Origin of the sequence: Micromonospora sp. NBC_01405, from assembly GCF_045040155.1 — a bacterium.
GTDB lineage: Bacteria > Actinomycetota > Actinomycetes > Mycobacteriales > Micromonosporaceae > Micromonospora.
Map to the genome: position 1 here is coordinate 5,784,225 of NZ_CP109532.1, position 20,214 is coordinate 5,804,438.

Sequence of the window (20,214 nt, forward strand, 5' to 3'; positions counted from 1 at the left end):
CGCCGGGGCGGGAGTCCTCCGGCTCCGGAGAGGACGGCGCGGCGGCGCTGCGGCGCGCTCAGTACTCCGAGGTCACCGTGACCCCGGTGAACGCCTGCCGGGCGTGCAGGCTCACGTAGTGGTAGCCGGCCGCCGGGTTGCTGACCGTGATCGTCTCGCCGTTGCCGGTGTTGACCGACCGGCGGGTGTAGCTGGTCGTGGTGGCCCAGCCGGTGGAGCTGTAGTACAGGTCCGCCTCGCCGGTGCCCCCGGACGACGTGAGCTTCAGGCTGGTGGTGCCGGCCGGGACGTAGAGGTACAGGTGGTAGAGGTTCCCGGCGGTGGCCTGGAGGCCGCCGCGCCGGCAGTTCTTGCCCAGCGTCCGGATGTCGCTCCCGGTGCACTCCGGCAACGGCGTGGTGCCACCGCTGACGGTTACGGTGCGTGAGGTGGTGCCGGTCGCGCCTTTGTCGTCGGTGACCGTCAGCGTGACCGGGTAGGTGCCGGCGGCGCGGTAGGTCCTGGTGGGGTTGGCCGCCGTCGACGTGCTGCCGTCGCCGAAGGTCCAGGCCCGGGAGGCGATGCTGCCGTCGCCGTCCGTCGACTGGTCGGTGAAGGTGGCGGTCAGGCCGCTGGTGACCGCCGTGAACGCGGCGACCGGGGCCTGGTTGGCGGGCGGGTTGGTGCCGCCGCCGCAGTCGCCGGCCGCGCAGGCGTCCAGCCACGCGTACCAGTCGGTGTCGTAGCGGCTGCCGATGGTGCTGGTCAGCAGCGTCCGGGCGGCGTTCCAGTTGCCGGCGCGGTAGTGGCCCAGCAACGTGGTCAGGTCGGCGCGGTGCGACTGGAGCATGTACCGCACCGCCAGGTAGCCCCAGCGGTAGACCCGGGTGCTGTCGTGGTCGTAGGTGGTGTCGAAGAGGGTGCGCAGGGCGTACGTCTTCTTCCCGGCCTCGGTGATCGCGGCCTGGTAGGTCTGCTTGCGGTACGAGTACGACACGTACTCGGCGAAGCCCTCGATCCACCAGATCGTCGGGGTGGAGATGTTCGCGGTGAAGTCGCCGTACATGTCGAACCGGCCGTCGAGGTAGTGGGTGTACTCGTGGTTGAGGTTCCAGATCTCGAAGGTGGGGCGCAGCCACTCCGCCTCGTAGGCGATGAAGCGCGGCTGGTTGCCGGTGGCGGCCGGGTTGCCCTCGAGGTACATGCCGCCGTTGTTGGTGTCGATGCCGAACATCGGCCCGCCGTACGTCTGGTAGTCGGTGCTGGAGTCGAAGACCACCACCTCGAGGGTGGTGTTGCGGTCGTCGGCCACCGGCCCGGGGTCCGCCACCACGGAGTGGAAGTACGCGTCCTGGTCGCGCATGCTGGCGCAGGCCCGGTCCAGTTCGGCAGAGGTCATCTGCTGGGCGCGCAGCCGGATGCTGGTGCCGCAGGTGTAGGTGATCGGCAGGACGGCGGCGGCCAGCCGCGCCTGGAGGTCGCAGGTGTCGTAGTAGGCGCAGTTGGACCGGTCGTAGTAGTCGGTCATCTCGGCGACGCCGACCCAGAGGGCGGCGGTGGGGCCGGTGATCGCGCTCAGGGCGAGCAGCCCCCGGGCCAGTGGCCGCGCCTTGGCCTGCAACGCGGTGTGCTGGAGGAAACGGCCCAGCTCCCGTCCGGCGTTGGAGACCAGGTAGCCCTGGTCGGTGCCGAGCAGGGAGCGGTGGCCGGAGGCGAAGGCGTACAGCGTGTCCACCACGCTCGGGTCCGCGGTGACGGCGGTGACGAACTCAGGCACCTGGTGGCCCCGGAACAGCACGAGGTAGACGTTGTTGACCGCGTTCAGCATCCACCAGGACGTGTTGTACGAGCTGTTGTAGCCGGTCAGCAGGCGCTTCACCACGTACAGGTAGCGGGCGTTCTCCTCGGCGCTGTCGACGAGGGTGACGGCCTCGGCCAGGATCTCGCCGTTGGCGTCGCTGACGTCGCCGGAGTGGCCGTTGGCGAAGAAGGCGTCCAGGCCGGCGCGGATCGCGGTACGCAGGCCGCTGCCGTAGGTGCCGACCGTGGACGGGTAGTACCAGTGCACGTAGTAGCCGGCCCGCAGGTACAGCACGAGGGAGGCGGTGCCGGTGCGGTTGGTGCCGTCGTAGGAGGCGGCGTCGTCCCGCAGCGCGTACGCGACGCTGGTCATCTGCGCCTCGCGGAACGCCAGGTAGGCGTCGTTGCCGGTCAGGTTGAACAGCGTGTTGACGCAGTCGGTGCTGGACGCCTTGATCTGCTGCACCAGGGCGCTGCCGGTGCGGCTGGTGAAGTCGCCGGTCGCGCAGGGGGCGGCGGCCAGGGCGGCCCGGCCGCGCATGGACGGGGCGGTGCGTCGTTGCCCGCCGTCGGGCTCGTCGTAGTCGCGGCGCAGCTCGTCGCGGACGGCGGGCAGCGGGGCGCGTTCGTCAAGCGGCAGCGGGTTCCGCTGGACGTGCCGGTCGCCGGTGCCGGCGTCGGCCGGGGCGGCGCCCTGGGCGGGCTTCGCCGCCGGTGCCGCGCTCGCTGTGGCGGGGATGGCCAGCGGGCTCACTCCCAGCGCCAGCGCCAGCGCCAGGGGCACGGCGGCCAGTCGGGCGCGTCGCTTTCGTAACAGTCGGATCATCGGGGGTCGCCTCCTGGGCGGGGTGTCGACGGGGCATCGGGGCCGGGTCGATGGGGGATGTGGTCGGTCCGGTGTGGAGCGGGCTCAGTCGGGTGCGGGGGTCCCTGCGTGTCTCCACGCACGTCAGGTCGGTTGTGGTGGTCGGTTTCCGCCGCTTCTGCGGGCGGAGCTCGCGTCGACGCTCTTCGATCTGGGTCGATGTCGCGCCGGACGTGGCCAGTACAATGGCACACATCACACATCGGTGTAAAGAATTGTTGATGATCGATCATGAGGCCGGGATGTCGGCCGCAACGGCCCAGCTCTGACGGCCGCGTGGCCGGCGGTAGCCCGCTGCGGTCGCGGTTGGACGGTCGGCGCCCCATCGTTGACACGTGTTCGGCCGGTCGCCTAGGGTCGCGGGCAGCAAGGCCCACAACTGCACAGACACCGTTCGAACCCGCGCGGGAGAGACCCCGGCCATCGTCGGGGCGCCGAAGGAGCAAACTCCCAAGAAACTCTCAGGCCCCGTTACCGCGCAGGCGAGGTGAACTCTGGAAAGCAGACGATTCGTCGTCTCACCCACGGTGCAAGCCGCCGCCCGGCGGTGAAGCTCTCAGGTCCATGACAGAGCGGGAGGCAACCGACCGTACGACGCGACCGCGTCGGGACGAAGGAGCGCCTCCATGCATCAGAGTCCGACGACCCTGACTCGCCCACCCCTGCACGCCGCACTCGGCGCCCGGTTCACCGGGTTCGCCGGTTGGTCCGTGCCGCTGCGTCACGGCGAGGCCGCCGCGCACCGGGCCGTACGAGAACGGGCCGGCCTGTTCGACCTCGGCCACCTGGGACAGACCGGGCTCCGCGGACCGAAGAGGTAGTGGACATGGATGTGCCCGCGCGCCTGCGCTACAGCGCCAACCACGAGTGGGTCGACGACGGCGTCGAGCCGGCGTCGGTCGGCATCACCGCCTTCGCCGCCTCGGCCCTCGGCGACGTGGTCTACGTCGAACTGCCCGACCCGGGTACCCACCTGGTAGCCGGGGAGGTCTGCGGCGAGGTCGAGTCCACCAAGTCGGTGGCCGAGCTGTACATGCCGGTGACCGGCCGGATCCTCGCGACCAACGAGGCGGTCGTCGCCGACCCGAGCCTGATCGGCAGCGACCCCTACGGGGACGGCTGGCTGTTCCGGCTGCGGGTGATTGAACCGCCGGCGCTGATGACGGCCGACGAGTACCGCACCTACCTCACCGAACCCCACTGACGGAGCAGCGGACCTAGGCATGATCGACGCGATCGAACGGGCCCGCCCGTCGCGGTCAGACGGCTTCCGGTGCGATCTCGGCGTACCGCCGGCGCAGCAGGCCGATGATCGGGTGACCGGTCGCGAACGTGACCCCGTCGACGGCGGCGATCGGCCGGATCGCGCCGGCCGCGTTGGTGGCGAAGGCGGCCGCCATGCCGGCCAGCCGCGACAGCTCGACCGGCTCGGTGCGCTGCGGGCCGTCGTGAGCCGCGGCGAGCAGCCGCATGGTCACGCCGGGCAGCACGTCGGCCAGCGGCCAGACCACGGTGTCGCCGTCGACGAAGCCGACGTTCCAGGTCGGCCCCTCGGCGACCCGCCCGCCGCCGTCGGTGAACAGCGCGTCGTCGTAGCCGTCGAGCTGGGCGCGGCGGCGCTCGAACAGCGGGCCGAACAGCCCGGTGTGCTTGACCGAGGGCACGTCGCGCGCGTAGGTGGTGGAGCGCACCCGCATCGGCGGCTGCCCCTGCGGGGTGGCGGCGCGCGTGGTCACCAGCACGTGCGGATCGGTCGGGGCGGCGGGGTGGGTGAGCCGCAGGCCGGGGTCGGCCACGGTGACCCGGACCGTCAGCGGGCCGTCGGCGTCGGCGATCGCCGCGCGGATCCGCTCCCGGACGTACCGGGCGGACAGCTCGGCACCGAACACCGTGGCGCAGTCGGTGACCAACCTGTCGAGGTGCAGGCCGAGGCCGCGGACCGCACCGTCCTGCACCCGCATCGTGGTGAAGTGCCCGTAGTTGGTCAGCGCCAGGTTGTTGACCGCCGTCATGGCGGCCAGTCTGGCACCGTCGGGATGGATCAGCGGGCCACGAGCGCCGGGACGGGCAGCACGAGTTGGACGGTGGTGCCGGGCCGGGCGTGGGCGGGATCCGCCCGCGCGATGGTGAGCGCTGCCCCGATGCCCTCCGCGCGTTCCCGCATCGACGCGGTGCCGACGCCGGCGACCAGCGGGGCGGGGATGCCCACCCCCTCGTCGGTGACGCACACGACCAGGCTGTCCGGTCCCACGGAGACGTCGATGACGCACCGGTCCACACCGGCGTGCCGGCGCACGTTGCGCACGGCCTCGCCCACGATGCCGTACACCGCGGTCGCCACGGTGTCGGGAAGCTCCACGTCGGGCGCCCGCACCAGCACCGTCAACCCGGCATCGGCGTAGCGTTCCCGCAGCCGGTACAGCGCCGGCCGCAGCCCGCCGCCCTCCAGCGGTGGCGGCACGAGGTCCCGGGCGATCTCCCGGACTCCCGCCGCCTGGCGGTCCATCTCGGCGACGAGCCGTCCGAGGAGGTCGTCGGCCGCCGCGATCTCGGACAGGTGGCGGTGCGGGCGCAGCATGTTGCGGCCCGCGGTGAGTGCGAGCCCGACTCCGCTGATCGCCGGCCCCAGGTCGTCGTGCAGGTCACGGCGCAGCTTGCGGCGCTCCTCGTCCCTGCTCTGCGCCAGCCGCACCCGGGAGCGGTCCAGGTCGCGCTGGGTGAGGGCGAGCAGGGCGAGCGCGGTGACGACCGGCGCCAGGTCGTGCAGCAGCGCGGCGGTCCGCCCGTCGAGCCGCTCACCGGGGCGCGGCCAGGCCCACAGCTCTCCCACCGACCCGTTCCCGCCGTCCAGGCACACCACCAGGGCCGGCCCGCGCGCCGACGGCCCTTCCCAGGCCGGGGCGCGGCGCGGCGGTACGGGCGTGACTCCCGTCAGGGTTATCGTGGCCGAGGCCAGCCGCAACGAGTCGGCGATGCCGTCCGCCACCGCGTCGAGCATCCGGGTGCTGCGCTCCGCAGCGCGCAGCCGGTCGGCGACCTGCCGGATCAGGCGTGGCCCGTCGTCGCCGTACACCAGCCGGTCCACCCTGCCTTGCACCCACGCGCGCGCGGGTTGGAAGCCGGCGGCGAGCAGCACGGTCACCACGGCCTCGGGCACCGCCGAGGTCGTCGGCATGACCGTGCCGAGCAGCAGCACACCCACGACGTACGCGCCGATCACCAGCCCGGTCATCAACGCCCAGACCAGTGTCCGGCGGATGGTCAACTCCAGGCCCCACAGCCGCTGACGCAGCACCACGACCAGCACGGAGGCGGGGAAGAAAGCCTGGGCACCGAGCATGAGCAGCGGAGCGAACGGCACCGGGACGGCGACGTGGAAGGCGGGGTTCAGCGCGAGCGGCAGGAAGGCCGCCGCCAGCAGCAAGGTGCCGATGGCGAGCCAACCGAGGCCGTGCCGCTGCTGCCGAGGCAGGGTACGGCGGCGGGCCAGCACGCCGAGGGCGGCGGCGACGCCGAGCACGACGAGCGCGGGCTCCAGCCAGGGATCGACCGCCGCGCGGGCCGCGAGGAGGGTGTCGTCGGTGAGCGGGATCGCGTGCAGGCCACCGGGCAGGGTGAGGGCGCACGCCTGTGCGACCACGATGAGGACGGCGCCGGCGCCGACGGCGACCCGGGTGCTCCGGTCGAGCGGCCGTACCGGCAGGAGCCAGGGCAGCAACACGACGAGGGCGTAGAAGCCGGGAACCCAGGCCCAGTACGCGACGCCGGCGAGCTGCCCGGTCATCCACAGGTCGGGCCAGCGGTACGCCACCATGCTCCAGCAGGCCGCCGCCGCCGACAGCGACCCACCGACGCCCGCCGCAGCCATGATCCAGGCGGCCAGGTGGGCGCGGCGCAGCAGGGTCAGCCAGGCGACCACCCCGTAGACCGCGCCGATCACGAGGTCCACCAGCGTGTAGAGCATCCACGGGTGCCAGGGTGGCGCCGCCACGCACCAGGCCACCACGGAGGCGGCGGTCAACGCGCTGGCGCCGGTCAACACCGCCCACGCCACGACCCGCCACCGCGGCCCGGTCCCGGCCGCCGGACCAGCCCCTGCCGGGCCCGACACGATCGCCGGGACCACCTTGCCGTCCACCTGACCGGGCCGGTCAGGCCGGGCCGGCGAGCGTCTGGCAGACGTTGTCCTGCTTGCCGACGGCGACCGCCATCCGGCGGGTTCCGGCGGCGTCGAACGTGATGACGTGCAGCCCGTCGAGCAGGTAGTAGCCCTGCGGATAGCGGTCCCCGGCCCGGAACCCGAAGCCCGCGGGGCCGACGATGGTGTACCGCAGCCACCCGCCGTCCGGGCGGTAGTCGGCCGCGCCGGACCCGCCCGCGTCCCGGCGCGTCATCCGTCCCGTGGTGACGTCGACGAAGTCGACCACGAGCGGACCGGCGAACTCCTCTCGCCTGACGGCCCCGTCGGGATACCGGTCGACCACCCGGACCCGGACGTCCTGTGAGACCACCTGGACCCGCAGCGGAAACGCGCAGTACCGGCCGGCCGGAGCGGTCCACTCCTCCTGCGTCCAGGGCCGCCAGGGCTCGGGCTGGCGTGACCGTTCGGTGCCGGCTGCCACGGCGGGCGCGGGGACGGTCGCCGCCACTGCGGCTAGCGCCAGCACGATCCGCAGGCCCGGGGATGCGACCTTGGACAGCAACATGCCTCACCTAACCATTCTCATCGGGTTAACCGGTGTGTTGACAATGTCTGGTTAGTGGAGGGCCGGTCAAGGCATACTGGTGTCGTGCATTGGACCGATGTCGACGGCCTCCGGATGCCAGTGCTGCTCGCCGGTCACCCGGGGCTGGAACTCTGCAACACCTGGGCGGGCTGGGGCCATCCCCCCGACCCGCACCGGGAATGGCTGCGCGGCTACGACCACCTCGCCACCTGGGCCGGGCACGCCTCGCTGCTCGACGTGCCCACCGTACGGCGGGTGCGCGCCGCCGCGCGTCGGGAGCCCGCCACGGCCGAGCGGGCCCTGGCCGAGGCGCGGTCCTTCCGCACCTCGCTGCGTACCCTCCTTCTCGACCCGGGCGACGCCGGGGCGTTCCGCGCCGTCGCGGCCCAGGCCGGGCGCGCCGCCGTCGCCGCACGTCTGACGGCGGGCGCCGACGGCGTCGCGTCCTGGACCCTCTCTCCGGACAACACCCTCGACCTGCCGCTGCTCGCGTGCGCGCGGTCCGCCGCGGACCTGCTCTGCACGCCGACACGGGCTCACGTCCGCGCCTGCCCCGGGGCCGACTGCGGGTGGCTGTTCCTCGACCCCCGGGGCCGGCGGCGCTGGTGCAGCATGGCCGTCTGCGGCAACCGGGCCAAGGTCCGGGCGTACGCCGACCGCCACTGACGCACAGGCACCGGGACCGTGCCGGTCAGCGCGCCGACCGACCCACCGGCGCAGGCCGCCACGGCGACGGTCACCGACGGGAGGACACCGGCGGCGGCAAGCGGCCCGCCGCCGCGTCCGGAGACCCTTCAGCGATCCTGTGGGCCCCCGTTCTGGTTCCGGCGGATGTCCTCGATCAGTTCCGCCACCAGCGCCGCCCGTTCCGGCATGGCCGCGACGACGACGTGCTCGCCCTCGGAGTGCGCGCCGTCCCCCACGGCGCCGAGACCGTCGAGCGTGGGGCAGCCCGCGGCAGCGGTGAAGTTGCCGTCGGACCCGCCACCCGCGTCGGCGCCTCGCAGCGGACCGAGGCCCAGCGCCGGCGCGAGGGCCACCGCCCGCGCGAACAGGGCCGCGGTGGAGGACGCCGGCAGCGGTGGCCGGCTCGCCCCACCGGCGAGTTCGACGAACACGTCGGGCAGGATGGGCTTGAGGGAGCGTAGTTCCCCGTCCACGCGCTCCGCCTCGCTCTCCACGGCGACCCGGACGTCGACCCCCAGCCAGGCGTGCGCGGGCACCACGTTGCCGGCGGTGCCGCCACCGGCCATGGTCGGCGTGACGATCGTGCCGAGGTCGGGCCGGGCGAGCTCCCCGACGTCGAGCAGCAGGCGACCCAGCACGGTCAGCGCGTTGCGGCCGAGCTCCGGGTCCAGCCCGGCGTGGGCCGCGCGTCCGTGCACGTCGAAGCGGTACCGGCCGATCCCCTTGCGGCTCGTCTTCACCGCTCCGTCGACGGACGGTTCGAAGACGAGAGCGGCGTCGCAGCGGTGGGCCGTCTCCTGCACGAGCTTCCGGCTGGTGGGAGAGCCGATCTCCTCGTCGCAGGTCAGCAGGATCTCCAGCCCGGCGCGATCCGGCAGCGCAGCCACGGCGTGGAAGAGCTGCACGATCCCGGCCTTCATGTCGAAGCAGCCGGGGCCGGTGGCGGTCCCGGCCGCGTCGTCGAGGGCGAACGGCCAGCGTTCCAGTGTGCCCAACGGCCAGACGGTGTCGTAGTGGCCGATCAGGGCGACGGTCGGCTGGCCCGACGCGGCGGGCCAGCGCCACCGCAGGTGGGTCCGTCCGTCGACCTCGACGGAATCCGCGGGCACGCCGATGATCTCCTCGGCGATACCGGACACCGTCTCCGCCCCGGCCTGGCAGGCCGACAGGTCGTTGGACGGCGTCTCGACCGAGACCAGACGGCCGAGTTGCCCCACCATCTCGGCTGTGCGGGTCCGTAGGTCGTGGAGCCGGTCAGTGGATACGCTCGTAGGCATCCATGGATCTTTGCCTGGATGAAGCGCGACGGCAATCATGTCCCGGAGCTGAGCCGGTCGCGGGACCCGACCTCCCCGGCGCGCGGGCGGGGTGGCGGTGGACGTCGGCGTCCTCGACGCCCACCGCTGCCCGCGCGGACGGTCAGGCGACGGCGCAGGCCGCCCCGTTGAGGGTGAACGAGGCCGGCTTTGCGGTGTTGCCGGTGTGGGTCGCCTGGAAGCCTATGTCGACCGAGGCGTTCGGCGCGATGGCGCCGTTGTAGGAGACGTTACGGGCGGTCACCGCCCCGCTGCTGGGGGAGTAGGACGCGTTCCAGCCGTTGGTGATGGCCTGTCCGCTGGGCAGGGTGAACGCCAGGGTCCAGCCGTTGACCGCGGCGCTGCCGGTGTTGGTGATGGTGACGGAGGCGGTCAGGCCGCTGTTCCAGGCGTTGACCGCGTACCCGATCCGGCAGGCCCCGCCGGGTGGCGGGGTGGTCGGCGGCGGCGTGGTGGGTGGCGGGGTGGTCGGTGGGGTGGTGCTGTCGAGGCCGAAGAAGCGGACGGCCTGGGCGGCGTCCACGGGCAGGTTGTGCGACACGCCGCTCATGCTGATGGCCTCGACCGGCGCGGTGGGGCCGCTGCCGCCGTACCGGGTGCGGGTCTGTCCGGACTGCGGGGTGTCGGTGTACGTCGGGTTCTGGCTCAGCCCGTGCACGTTGGTCCACTGTTTGACCTCCTCCCCGAAGTTGGGGTAGCGCAGGACCTCGTCGTTCGTGCCGTGCCAGAGCTGCATCCGGGGCCGCTTGCCGGCGTACCCGGGGTAGGCGTTGCGGACCAGGTCGCCCCACGCCTGCGGGGTTCTGGTGATCTGCCCGTTGGCGCACTCGCTGTTCCATTCCGAGCCGTTCGTGGTGGCGAAGCAGGCGAACGGAACACCGGCGAACGCCGAGCCGGCGGCGAACACGTCGGGGTAGAGGCCGAGCAGGACGTTGGTCATCATCGCCCCGGAGGAGACGCCGGTGGCGAAGATCCGGTTCGGGTCGACGGGGTAGTGCTGCCGGACGTAGTCGATCATCGACTTGATGCCCACCGGGTCGCTGCCGCCGTCGCGGCGCAGCGCCTGGGGCGAGGCGACGTCGAAGCACTGGCTGCTCCGGGTCACCGACGGGTAGACCACGATGTAGCCGTACCGGTCGGCCAGGGCGGCGAACTGGGTGCCGGAGTACATGGCCGGGCCGGTGCCGGTGCAGTAATGCACCGCGACCACCAGCGCCGGTCGGGGCGCGACGTTGTCCGGAACGTACAGGTACATGCGCAGGTTGCTCGGGTTGGTGCCGAAGCCGGTGACCTCGGTCAGCGCCGCGGCCGACGCGGGGGTGGGGACGGTCAGCGCCGTCAGCGCGGTCACCGCGGCGGCCGCCAGGGCGGCGCACAGCAGTCTGATCTTCGCTCTCATCGACGGGTTCCTCCGGAGGATGCGAATGCGACAGGGTTGCCGATCGAGGCTGCCCGGCGCCCGATCATGTCCGGCTCAGGAACATCCATCAGTATGGATAGGCCGTGTGCGTCTGGCAACCTCGCGGGCCGGGGTGGCGGTGTCATCCGCACCCGTGTCCGGTGTCCGCGCCCCGCCGCGGCGGGGCGGGCCGGGCGGCCGGCGCCGGCGGCGATCCTTTCCCCCCGCTGCGGTCCGGCCCGGGTGCAGGCTAACGTTGGTGTCCTGGTGTGCCGGGAAGTCTGGTCGGCGATGGATGACGCGACCCCTGCCGACGAGGAGACCCCGTGACCGACGCCCCCCGGCGCCGTACCAGCCTGTTCGCCCGACGCTCGTGGGGTGAGACCAGTCGCATCTCGGCCATCCTGCGCAAGGAGACCGTCGGCGGGGCGCTCCTGCTCGCCGGGGCCCTGCTGGCCCTGATCTGGTCGAATTCGCCCTGGTCCGACGGATACCAGGCGCTGCGGGACCTCCGGTTCGGCCCGGCGGCGCTGCACCTGGACCTCAGCCTCGCCACCTGGGCCGCCGACGGCCTGCTGGCGATCTTCTTCTTCGTCGCAGGGCTGGAGCTCAAGCGCGAGTTCGTCGCCGGTGACCTGCGCGACCCGCGCCGGGCCGCGGTGCCGGTGGCCGCCGCCGCAGGCGGGGTGCTCGTGCCGGCAGTCCTCTACTCCCTGATCGCCGACGCCGACGCGGCGAAGGGCTGGGCGATCCCGACCGCGACCGACATCGCCTTCGCGCTGGCCGTGCTCGCCGTGGTCGGGCGGTTCCTGCCCGCGGCGCTGCGCACGTTCCTGCTCACCCTCGCCGTGGTCGACGACCTGCTGGCCATCGTCATCATCGCCGTGTTCTACACCTCCGACCTGGCCGTCGGGCCACTGCTGGGCGCACTGGTCCCGCTGGCGGTCTTCGCCCTGCTGGTGCGGCGCCGGGTGCGCTCCTGGTGGCTGCTGCTGCCGTTGGCGGCGGCGACCTGGGCCCTGGTGCACGCCTCCGGGGTGCACGCCACCGTCGCCGGTGTGCTGCTGGCCTTCACCGTGCCGGTGCTCCGCAGCCGGGCCGCCGGGGGCCCGGACGCCGGTCCGGGCCTGGCCGAGCACTTCGAGCACCGGTTCCGTCCGCTCTCCGCCGGCGTCGCGGTGCCGGTCTTCGCGTTCCTGTCCGCCGGTGTCACCATCGGCGGCCTCGCCGGGCTGGCCAGCGCCCTGACCGACCGGGCGGCGGTCGGCATCGTGGTCGGCCTGGTGCTCGGCAAGCCGATCGGCATCATGCTGGCCACCTGGCTGGTGTCCCGGTTCACCCGGGCCGACCTCGACGAGGGGCTCAACTGGCTCGATGTTCTCGGCCTGGCGCTGCTGGGCGGGATCGGGTTCACCGTTTCGCTGCTGATCGGGGAGTTGGCCTTCGGGCTCGGCAGCGAGCGCGACGGCCACGTCAAGGTGGCGGTGCTCACCGGCTCCCTGGTCTCCGCCGTCCTGGCCACGGTGATCCTGCGCGGGCGCAGCCGGCTGTACCGGCAGGTGCACGAGGCCGAGAACGTCGACCTCGACCGCGACGGGGTGCCCGACGTCTACCAGCCGGAGCCCGGGCGGCCCGACGGCCGCTGAACCGACCGGGTCCACACCCGCCCGGTCCGGTGGTCACCCCGGCGCCGGGCGGGCCGGGGTTCACCGCCCGGGGGTACGAACGGGTCGGGGTCGGTCCAGCAGGGCCTCGCGCTGGGTGTCGAAGACCGGGAAGACGCCGTCCAGTCGCATCGTGTGCAGCACGGTGCGGACGAACCGGGACGGGGCGGCGAGGCACAGCACGACGCCCCGGTTCCTGGCCTGCTGGTGCGCGCGCACCAGCAGGCCCAGCCCGGCCGGGTCGATCTGCTCCACGCCGTGCAGGTCCACGACGGCCCGCCCGTCGAACTCGACCGTGTCGTCGAGCGCGGCGCGCAGGGCGCCCTCGTCCCGGCCCGTGACCTCGTCGCAGTCGTCGACGTGGTCCAGACCGAGGGCCGGGCCGGCCCAGCGGGGGCCGCCCTCCGGGCCGGCGATGCTGCACGGCGGGCAGCGGTGCGGGCCGACCGCGAAGGGTGAGCCGCTCCAGCCGTGCTCGGACACCAGCGTCCAGACGACCTCGGCGTCGGGCAGCACGCAGGCGTGACCGGTGGTGGTGTCGCCGCAGTCGTCGCAGATCAGTGTCATCAGGCGATCGTCCGGTACGACGGTCATCCCGGATTCCTCTCGTTGTCCGCTGCCGCGGTCGGGCCCCGGAGGACGTCGGCCGGGCATCGGGGTGACCCCGACCGACCCGGCCCGGACCCGTCGGTCACCGCCTGACGGCGGCACGGGGCCGCCGCGGCGTCTGGGCAACCGCAACCCTGCTACGTGGTTTTGGAGGGGATCTCCCAGTCGTATGACAGTTGCGTGACAAAACCGAAGGCCGCCGGGATCGGCGGGGCTCGCGGCGGTGACGCCGCCGCAGGGGCTCCCGTCGCCCCCTGGTTTCCTCGCCTCAGGTTTCGCATTCGGGCCGGGGCGGGCATGGTGGTGGGAAGCCGTCGAAAGTGGACGGGACGGATCGCGGCGCTCGACGGCTGCGGGGCCCGCCCCGCTCACCAGGGGAGGGGACCGGTCCATGACCAGATCCAGGCTGGCCGGCGCGGTGCTCGCGCTCGCGCTCACTGCGACAGCCGGGTGCAGCTCCGGCGAGAGCGTCGACGTCGGCGGCGCCGGTGACCCGGGCGGCGGGGGCGCCGGGGGGACGCTCGCCGCGGCCATCGGCGGGGAACCGGACCAGCTCGACCCGCACAGGACCTCGGCCTACTACAGCTTCCAGGTGCTGGAGAACGTCTACGACACCCTGGTCGAGCCGGGCGCGGACCTGCGCATGGGCCCGTCGCTGGCGACGAGGTGGACCACCAGCGACGACCAGCTCACCTGGACCTTCACCCTCCGCGAGGGGGTCAGGTTCTCCGACGGATCGCCGCTGACCTCGGAGGACGTCGCCTACTCGTACAACCGGATCATCTCCGAGAAGCTGAACCAGGCGTACAAGTTCGAGACCGTGAAGTCGGTGGCCGCGCCAGCCCCGACCACCGTGGTCGTCACGCTCACCAAGCCCACCCCGAACCTGCTGGCCAACCTCGGCGGCTTCAAGGGCGTCGCGATCGTCGAGAAGTCCAACGTGGAGTCCGGGGCGGTCAAGACCAAGCCGGTCGGCAGCGGGCCCTTCGCGGTGGCCGGTTACACCTCCGGCGACAGCGTCAAGCTGGTCCGCAACGACGCCTACTGGGGCGGCCGGCCCAAGCTCGACGGGGTCACCTTCACCTTCGTCAAGGACCCCACCGTGGCGCTGCAGAACCTGCGCAGCGGCGAGGTCCAGTGGACCGACAACCTCCCGCCCCAGCAGGTTGCGGCGCTGAAGGAGAAAGGCGGCGGCGTCACCGTCGAGTCGAGGCCCTCCACCGACTACTGGTACCTGGCGCTCAACCAGGGCCGCAAGCCGTACGACGACGTGAACGTGCGCCGGGCGATCGCCTTCGCCCTGGACCGCGAGGCGATCACCAAGGCGGCCAAGTTCGGCCTGGCGAAGCCGAACCAGACCGCCATCCCCGAGGGCAGCTCCTGGTACCACGAGTACGCGCCGTACCGGCACGACCCGGCCCAGGCCCGGCAGCTGCTCGGGCAGGCCGGCGTGCGCGGGCTGACCATGGACCTGATGGTGACCAACGAGTACCCGGAGACGGTCGCCGCCGCCCAGGTGATCGCCGCCCAGCTCAAGGACGTCGGGATCACCGTCAAGATCCGCACCCTCGACTTCGCCCAGTGGCTCGACGAGCAGGGCAAGAGCAACTTCGACGCGTTCATGCTGGGCTGGCTCGGCAACATCGACCCGGACGAGTTCTACTACGCCCAGCACCGCACCGGTGCGACGTTCAACTTCCACAAGTACAGCAACCCGGCCGTCGACAAGCTCCTCGACGCCGGCCGGACCCAGACCGACCCGGCGGCCCGCAAGCGGACGTACGACCAGGCCGCGAAGCAGATCGTCGACGACGCCAGCTACCTCTATTTGTACAACCCAGAGGTGGTGCAGGGCTGGTCGAAGCAGGTGACCGGGTACCAGGTCCGCTCCGACCGGGCCGTCCGGTTCCGCGACGTCGGCCTCGACCGGTGAGCTGACGGGAGCCTCGCGTGGCACGCTTCGTCCTCCGCCGGCTGCTCCAGTCGGTCGTCGTCCTGCTGGGGGTGACGCTCGTCGTCTTCCTCCTGCTCCAACTGGTGCCGGGCGATCCGGTCCGGGTCGCCCTCGGCACCCGCTTCGACCAGCAGACCTACGACGCGCTGCGGGAGCGGTCCGGGCTCGACCGGCCGCTCGTCGCGCAGTACGTCAGCTACGTCGGCCACGCGCTGACCGGCGATCTCGGGGTCAGCTTCCGCAGCGGCCAGCCCGTCACCACCATCGTGCTGGAGCGGCTGCCGGCCACGCTGTCGCTGGCGGTGACCGCCGTGCTGCTCGCCCTGCTGGTCGCCTTCCCGCTGGGGGTGCTCTCCGCCGTGCGCAGCGGCTCGGCCCTCGACTACGCCGCCCGGGTGTTCAGCCAGTTCGGGGTGTCGGTGCCCGACTTCTGGATGGGCATCATGGGCATCCTGCTCTTCGCCGGGGTGCTCGGCTGGCTGCCGCCGTCGGGGTACGTGGCGCTGACCGAGGACCCGGCGGGGTGGGCGTCCCACGTGCTCCTCCCGGCCGCGGCGGTCGGGCTGGTCACCGCCTCGATCCTCACCCGGTTCATCCGCTCCTCGGTGCTGGAGGTGCTCTCCGAGGACTACGTGCGCACCGCCGAGGCCAAGGGGCTGCGTTCCCGGGTCGTGGTCGTCCGGCACGTGCTGCGCAACGCGCTGATCCCCGTGGTCACCGTGGTGGCGGTGCAGTTTGCCAGCCTGATCGGCGGGGTGATCGTGATCGAGGTGCTGTTCGCCTGGCCGGGCGTCGGGCGGCTCACCTACGACGCCGTCCAGGCCCGCGACTACCCGGTGCTCCAGGGCGCGGTGCTGTTCGTTGCCGCCCTGTTCCTGCTGATGAACCTGTTGGTGGACATCCTCTACGCCCGCCTCGACCCGCGGATCGGCGTCCGGTGAGCGGCCGGGAGAACGACCCGGTGAGCGGCCCGGGGGACGGCATGCTGCGCCGGGCGCTGTCCGCGCTGCGGCACGACCCGCCGGCCGTCGTCGGCACCGTCGTCCTGCTCCTGCTGCTCGTGGTCGGGGTGGCCGGCCGGTGGCTGGCGCCGGACGGGGTCAACGACGTCGACGTCGACGGGATGCTCCGCCCGCCCAGCCTCGACCACCCGTTCGGCACCGACGAGCTGGGCCGGGACGTGCTCAGCCGGGTGCTCGTGGCCGCCCGCGTGTCGTTGCAGGTGGGCCTGGTCAGCGTCGGCATCGCGCTGCTGGTCGGGGTCACCGTCGGGCTGCTCGCCGGCTGGTACCGGGGCTGGGTGGACAACGTCCTGATGCGCGGCATGGACGTGCTCTTCGCGTTCCCGGTGCTGCTGCTCGCCGTCGCGATCGTCGCCGTGCTGGGGCCGGGCCTGCTCACCGCGATGGTCGCCATCGGGGTGGTCTACACCCCGATCTTCGCCCGGGTCACCCGCGCGGGCGTGCTCTCGGTACGGGAGCAGGTCTTCGTCCGGGCGGCCGTGTCGATCGGGGCGTCGGACGCGCGGATCCTCCGCCGCCACGTGCTGCCCAACATCGCTGCGCCGCTGATCGTGCAGACGTCGCTGTCCCTGGCCTTCGCCATCCTGTCCGAGGCGGCCCTGTCCTTCCTCGGCCTCGGCATCCAGCCGCCGGACCCGGCGTGGGGCCGGATGCTCTACGACGGACGCGGGTTCGTCACCGAGGCGTGGTGGCTCGGCGTCTTCCCCGGCGCCGCCATCTTCCTCACCGTGCTCGCCTTCAACCTGGTCGGCGACGCGCTGCGGGACGTGCTGGACCCGCGTCAGCTCACCGTCGGCGAGGCGAGGAGGAGCGGGGCATGAGCGAGCGGACGGGAACCCCGGCACAGTCCGGCCGTGATCCCGGGGCGGCCCACCGCGACCCTGGCGCCGTGACCGACGCCGAGCCGGTGCTGGCCATCGAGGACCTGACGGTGACGCTCGGCACCCGCCGGGGCCCGGCGCGGGCGGTCGCCGGCGTGAGCTGGTCGGTGCGGGCCGGGCAGACCCTCGCCCTGGTCGGCGAGTCCGGCAGCGGCAAGAGCATGACCGTGCTGGCCGCCACCGGGCTGGCCCCCCGCACGGCCCGGGTCACCGGCCGGGTCCGGCTGCTCGGCGAGGAGTTGACCGCGCTGCCCGAGCCGCGCCGCCGCCGGCTGCGCGGCCGGCACGTCGGCTTCGTCTTCCAGGACCCGATGACCTCGCTCAACCCGGTGCTGACCGTGGGCCGGCAGGTCTCCGAGGCCTGCGAGGAGCACCTGGGCATGACCCGCCGCCAGGCCCGGGAACGGGCGATGGAGCTGCTCGACCTGGTCGGCATCCCGTCGCCGCGGCAGCGCGTGGACGCGTACCCGCACCAGTTCTCCGGCGGGATGCGGCAACGGGTCGTCATCGCGATGGCCCTGGCCTGCGAGCCGGCCCTGCTCATCGCCGACGAGCCGACCACCGCGCTGGACGTCACCACCCAGGCGCAGATCGTCGAGCTCGTCACCGACCTGCGCCACCGGCTCGGCACCGCCGTCGTCTGGATCACCCACGACCTCGGCGTGGTCGCCGGGGTCGCCGACACCGTCGCCGTCATGTACGGGGGGCGGATCGTCGAGCAGGGGCCGGTCGACGCCGTGTTCGACGCGCCGTCGCACCCGTACACCCGGGCGCTGCTGGCGGCCCGGCCCGGCCCTGGCCTTCGGGACGGGGACCTGCCGGCGATCCAGGGGTCGCCGCCGAGCCCTCTCGAACTGCCCGCCGGCTGCGCCTTCTGGCCCCGCTGCCCGGTTCGCGGCGACGCCCGCTGCGAGCACGAGCTGCCGCCCCTGGTGCCGGTCGGCCCCGGTCACCAGGTGCGCACCTTCTACCCGCTCTCGGAGGACGCATGACCGCCGACACCCCGCTCTCGGAGGACGCATGACCGCCGACACCGCCCGGGGCGTACCCCTTCCCGCCGCCGGTCCGGGCGAGCCCGTCGCCGAGCTCGACAAGCTCCGGGTGTGGTTCCCCGCGCCCGGTGGCACCGCCGTCCGCGCCGTCGACGGGGTGTCGCTGCACATCCGGCGGGGCGAGACGCTCGGGCTGGTCGGCGAGTCGGGCAGCGGCAAGTCGACCGCCGGCCTGGCGCTGCTGCGCCTGGTCGACGCGACCTGCGGGTCGGTCCGGGTCGGTGGCCGGGACGTGACGTGGTGGTCCCGCCGCCAGTTGCGCGGCCTGCGCCGCCGGGTGGCCATGGTGTTCCAGGACCCGCAGGCGTCGCTGGACCCGCGGCTCACGATCGGCGCGAGCATCGCCGAGCCCTTGGTGGTGCACCGGCTCGTCGACTCCGCGGACGCCCGCCGCCGGCGGGTCGCGGAGCTGCTGGAGATGGTCGGCCTGCGCGCCGACCTCGCCGGCCGGCATCCCCACGAGCTCTCCGGCGGGCAGCGCCAGCGGGTCGGCATCGCCCGGGCGTTGGCGGGGGAACCCGACCTGATCGTCCTCGACGAGCCGATCGCCTCGCTCGACCTGAGCGTGCAGGCGCAGATCATGAACCTGTTGCGCGGGCTGCAGCGCGACCTCGGGCTGACCTATCTGTTCATCGCGCACGACCTGGCCGCCGTCGAGCACATGAGCGACCGGGTCGCCGTGATGTACCTGGGCCGGATCGTGGAGACCGGCACGCCAGCGCAGCTGTACGGGGAGCCCGCCCACCCGTACACCGCCGCGCTGCTGTCGGCCATCCCCGTGGCCGACCCGAAGGTGGAGCGGCACCGCCGGCGGATCATCCTGAGCGGCGACATCCCGAGCCCGGTGGACCCGCCGAGCGGCTGCCGGTTCCGGACCCGGTGCCCGCAGGCCCGCCCCGACTGCGCCGAGACCGACCCGGCGCTGGTCGAGGTCGCCGCCGGGCACGAGGCCGCCTGCCTGTACGCGGGGGAGGCCGTCCGCGCGATGCGGGTCGACCCAGAACATTGATAAGTGCAACAGTCTGGATGTATATCTTCTCTGCACCGTCGCCACGAGCCGGCGGTCGGACCATGCAGAGGAGCCCGCGTGCACACTCCCACCCTCCGCCGCGCCGCGCTTGCGGCCGGCCTCGCGGCGGCCGTCCTGGCCGCCCCGGTTGCCACCCCCGCGTACGCCTTCCCCGAGCACCGGGGCCCCGCGCCCGCCGCCGCCCCGGCCGGCGCCGTCCTCTCGGTCACCGACGGGCTGGCCCGCCGGCTCGCCGGGGCCCTCGCCGACCCGGCGGCGACCCGGGCGGTCCTCGCGGCCACCGCCGACGGCCCGGCCGACCTGCTCGCCGTCCCGCTCGCGGCAGCGGGCCTGCCCGGCGAGGCGCGGGCCGCGAACCGGCGGGTGCTCGCGGCCAAGGGCCTGCCGGCAACGGCCGGGTCGCTGCTGCGGCTGCGCTGGGCCACCCCGGACATGCGCGCCGCGGCGACCCGGGGCGCGGTTCCGCTGGTGGCGGCGACCCCCACCGACGACGAACTGACCAGCGTCACCGCCTACGACCGGGGTGCCCGGCCGGTGCGGCTGGACGCCGCCCGGGTTCCCGACCGCCCGGTGCTGCTGGTGGAGGTCGACACCGGCCGGGCGCTGTCCGCCGGCCTGAAGCTGATGCGCGGGGAACTGGCCCGCCGGGGCGTCACCGACACCGCCGCCGCGCGGGCGGCGACCACCGCGCGGACCGCGGCGGCGTCCGGCTACTGGGCCACGAAAGTCGACGCGGTACGGCTCAACGACGACCACGAGCCCTGGCTCAAGGGTGACGCCGAGATCTACAGCCTCGTGGCCGGGTTCGGGCTCGACGGCAAGCCCACGGTCGACCTGGTCCAGATGCCCTACCTCGACCACGACGGCACGACCTACCGCCCGAACCAGCTCCTGGTGCACTTCTCGGCCTACAAGTACAACCTGGCCGACGTGGTGATGATGGAGGACGACGGCGACACCAACTACAAGGCCCTGGTCCAGGCGATCGTCGGCGCGCTGCTGGTGATCGTGGACGGCGGGGTGTACCAGCCGCTGGTGAGCGCGATCCTCGACGCCATTCCGACCTCCTGGTACACCGACGACCCGGACTACGTGGACTCCTGGTACACCCTGTCCACCGCCAGCAGCGGCCGGCTGGGCGGCGCGGCCGGCAACGGCTGGTTCGACGTCTCCCCGTACTTCGTACAGCCGCTCTGACCACGACGTACCCGGTGGGGCCGCCGAGCGCG

General features: G+C 73.2%; 17 protein-coding genes and 1 riboswitch. Of the genes, 10 read left to right on the top strand and 7 right to left on the bottom strand.

All coding sequences use genetic code 11. The annotated features are described in order from the left end of the window. Window positions 1-58: 58 nt before the first annotated feature. Window positions 59-2,605: a collagenase gene (locus OG559_RS25060; protein WP_405107795.1), complete on the bottom strand. Its 2,547-nt coding sequence runs from the start codon at window positions 2,603-2,605 to the stop codon at window positions 59-61. A 434-nt stretch (window positions 2,606-3,039) separates the two neighbouring features. After that, window positions 3,040-3,131: riboswitch (glycine riboswitch) on the top strand. Between the two features lie 139 nt (window positions 3,132-3,270). Between OG559_RS25060 and OG559_RS25065 the strand changes: the two genes are divergently transcribed. Both OG559_RS25065 and gcvH read left to right on the top strand, forming a co-directional pair. Beyond that, a complete protein-coding gene (locus OG559_RS25065) occupies window positions 3,271-3,465 on the top strand; it encodes a hypothetical protein (protein ID WP_405107798.1) in 195 nt (64 codons plus the stop codon). A gap of 5 nt (window positions 3,466-3,470) precedes the next feature. Further along, window positions 3,471-3,848: a glycine cleavage system protein GcvH gene (gene gcvH / locus OG559_RS25070; RefSeq protein ID WP_405107801.1), complete on the top strand. Its 378-nt coding sequence runs from the start codon at window positions 3,471-3,473 to the stop codon at window positions 3,846-3,848. 55 nt (window positions 3,849-3,903) lie between these two features. Here gcvH and OG559_RS25075 read toward each other — a convergent pair whose 3' ends face one another. From OG559_RS25075 to OG559_RS25085, 3 genes are all read right to left on the bottom strand, one after another. Continuing rightward, window positions 3,904-4,689 (bottom strand): aminotransferase class IV, encoded by a 786-nt coding sequence (locus OG559_RS25075; protein ID WP_405116945.1) that lies wholly within the window; start codon window positions 4,687-4,689, stop codon window positions 3,904-3,906. Further along, window positions 4,686-6,698 (bottom strand): sensor histidine kinase, encoded by a 2,013-nt coding sequence (locus tag OG559_RS25080; RefSeq protein WP_405107804.1) that lies wholly within the window; start codon window positions 6,696-6,698, stop codon window positions 4,686-4,688. The genes OG559_RS25075 and OG559_RS25080 overlap by 4 nt, the downstream gene beginning before the upstream one ends. Before the next feature lie 97 nt (window positions 6,699-6,795). Then, window positions 6,796-7,350 (bottom strand): hypothetical protein, encoded by a 555-nt coding sequence (locus OG559_RS25085; RefSeq protein WP_405107807.1) that lies wholly within the window; start codon window positions 7,348-7,350, stop codon window positions 6,796-6,798. 84 nt (window positions 7,351-7,434) lie between these two features. On the opposite strand from OG559_RS25085, the gene OG559_RS25090 reads away from it, so the two are divergent. Then, window positions 7,435-8,037: a CGNR zinc finger domain-containing protein gene (locus OG559_RS25090; RefSeq protein ID WP_405107809.1), complete on the top strand. Its 603-nt coding sequence runs from the start codon at window positions 7,435-7,437 to the stop codon at window positions 8,035-8,037. Between the two features lie 128 nt (window positions 8,038-8,165). Here OG559_RS25090 and OG559_RS25095 read toward each other — a convergent pair whose 3' ends face one another. Then, entirely contained in the window at window positions 8,166-9,335 is a 1,170-nt protein-coding gene (locus tag OG559_RS25095; RefSeq protein WP_405107812.1) for a M20/M25/M40 family metallo-hydrolase, read from the bottom strand. A gap of 142 nt (window positions 9,336-9,477) precedes the next feature. Next, window positions 9,478-10,773 (bottom strand): PHB depolymerase family esterase, encoded by a 1,296-nt coding sequence (locus OG559_RS25100; RefSeq protein WP_405107814.1) that lies wholly within the window; start codon window positions 10,771-10,773, stop codon window positions 9,478-9,480. Between the two features lie 326 nt (window positions 10,774-11,099). Between OG559_RS25100 and nhaA the strand changes: the two genes are divergently transcribed. Further along, window positions 11,100-12,419, top strand: a complete 1,320-nt coding sequence (gene nhaA / locus OG559_RS25105; protein WP_405107817.1) for a Na+/H+ antiporter NhaA — start codon at window positions 11,100-11,102, stop codon at window positions 12,417-12,419. A gap of 60 nt (window positions 12,420-12,479) precedes the next feature. On the opposite strand, the gene OG559_RS25110 is transcribed toward nhaA, so the two are convergent. After that, window positions 12,480-13,031 carry an STAS domain-containing protein gene (locus OG559_RS25110; RefSeq protein WP_405107819.1) on the bottom strand — a complete coding sequence of 184 codons (552 nt, stop codon included), beginning with the start codon at window positions 13,029-13,031 and terminating at the stop codon, window positions 12,480-12,482. Window positions 13,032-13,437: 406 nt separating this feature from the next. Between OG559_RS25110 and OG559_RS25115 the strand changes: the two genes are divergently transcribed. The 6 genes from OG559_RS25115 (at window position 13,438) to OG559_RS25140 (ending at window position 20,182) form a co-directional block, all read left to right on the top strand. Continuing rightward, a complete protein-coding gene (locus tag OG559_RS25115; RefSeq protein WP_405107822.1) occupies window positions 13,438-14,979 on the top strand; it encodes an ABC transporter substrate-binding protein in 1,542 nt (513 codons plus the stop codon). A gap of 17 nt (window positions 14,980-14,996) precedes the next feature. Next, window positions 14,997-15,941: an ABC transporter permease gene (locus OG559_RS25120; protein WP_405107825.1), complete on the top strand. Its 945-nt coding sequence runs from the start codon at window positions 14,997-14,999 to the stop codon at window positions 15,939-15,941. A 20-nt stretch (window positions 15,942-15,961) separates the two neighbouring features. After that, window positions 15,962-16,843, top strand: coding sequence for an ABC transporter permease (locus tag OG559_RS25125; RefSeq protein ID WP_405116947.1), 882 nt, complete (start codon window positions 15,962-15,964; stop codon window positions 16,841-16,843). A gap of 68 nt (window positions 16,844-16,911) precedes the next feature. Continuing rightward, window positions 16,912-17,895, top strand: a complete 984-nt coding sequence (locus OG559_RS25130; RefSeq protein ID WP_405116949.1) for an ABC transporter ATP-binding protein — start codon at window positions 16,912-16,914, stop codon at window positions 17,893-17,895. A 28-nt stretch (window positions 17,896-17,923) separates the two neighbouring features. Next, complete coding sequence (locus tag OG559_RS25135) at window positions 17,924-18,964, top strand: ABC transporter ATP-binding protein (RefSeq protein ID WP_405107828.1); 1,041 nt, start codon at window positions 17,924-17,926, stop codon at window positions 18,962-18,964. Window positions 18,965-19,042: 78 nt separating this feature from the next. After that, window positions 19,043-20,182, top strand: coding sequence for a DUF3103 family protein (locus OG559_RS25140; RefSeq protein ID WP_405107831.1), 1,140 nt, complete (start codon window positions 19,043-19,045; stop codon window positions 20,180-20,182). Window positions 20,183-20,214: the final 32 nt, after the last annotated feature.

Coding starts and splice junctions, on each gene's coding strand:
- OG559_RS25060 (WP_405107795.1), bottom strand. CDS start 2,605: ATGATCCGACTGTTACGAAAGCGACGCGCCCGACTGGCCGCCGTGCCC.
- OG559_RS25065 (WP_405107798.1), top strand. CDS start 3,271: ATGCATCAGAGTCCGACGACCCTGACTCGCCCACCCCTGCACGCCGCA.
- gcvH (WP_405107801.1), top strand. CDS start 3,471: ATGGATGTGCCCGCGCGCCTGCGCTACAGCGCCAACCACGAGTGGGTC.
- OG559_RS25085 (WP_405107807.1), bottom strand. CDS start 7,350: ATGTTGCTGTCCAAGGTCGCATCCCCGGGCCTGCGGATCGTGCTGGCG.
- OG559_RS25095 (WP_405107812.1), bottom strand. CDS start 9,335: ATGCCTACGAGCGTATCCACTGACCGGCTCCACGACCTACGGACCCGC.
- OG559_RS25100 (WP_405107814.1), bottom strand. CDS start 10,773: ATGAGAGCGAAGATCAGACTGCTGTGCGCCGCCCTGGCGGCCGCCGCG.
- OG559_RS25110 (WP_405107819.1), bottom strand. CDS start 13,031: ATGACCGTCGTACCGGACGATCGCCTGATGACACTGATCTGCGACGAC.
- OG559_RS25115 (WP_405107822.1), top strand. CDS start 13,438: ATGACCAGATCCAGGCTGGCCGGCGCGGTGCTCGCGCTCGCGCTCACT.
- OG559_RS25135 (WP_405107828.1), top strand. CDS start 17,924: ATGACCGCCGACACCGCCCGGGGCGTACCCCTTCCCGCCGCCGGTCCG.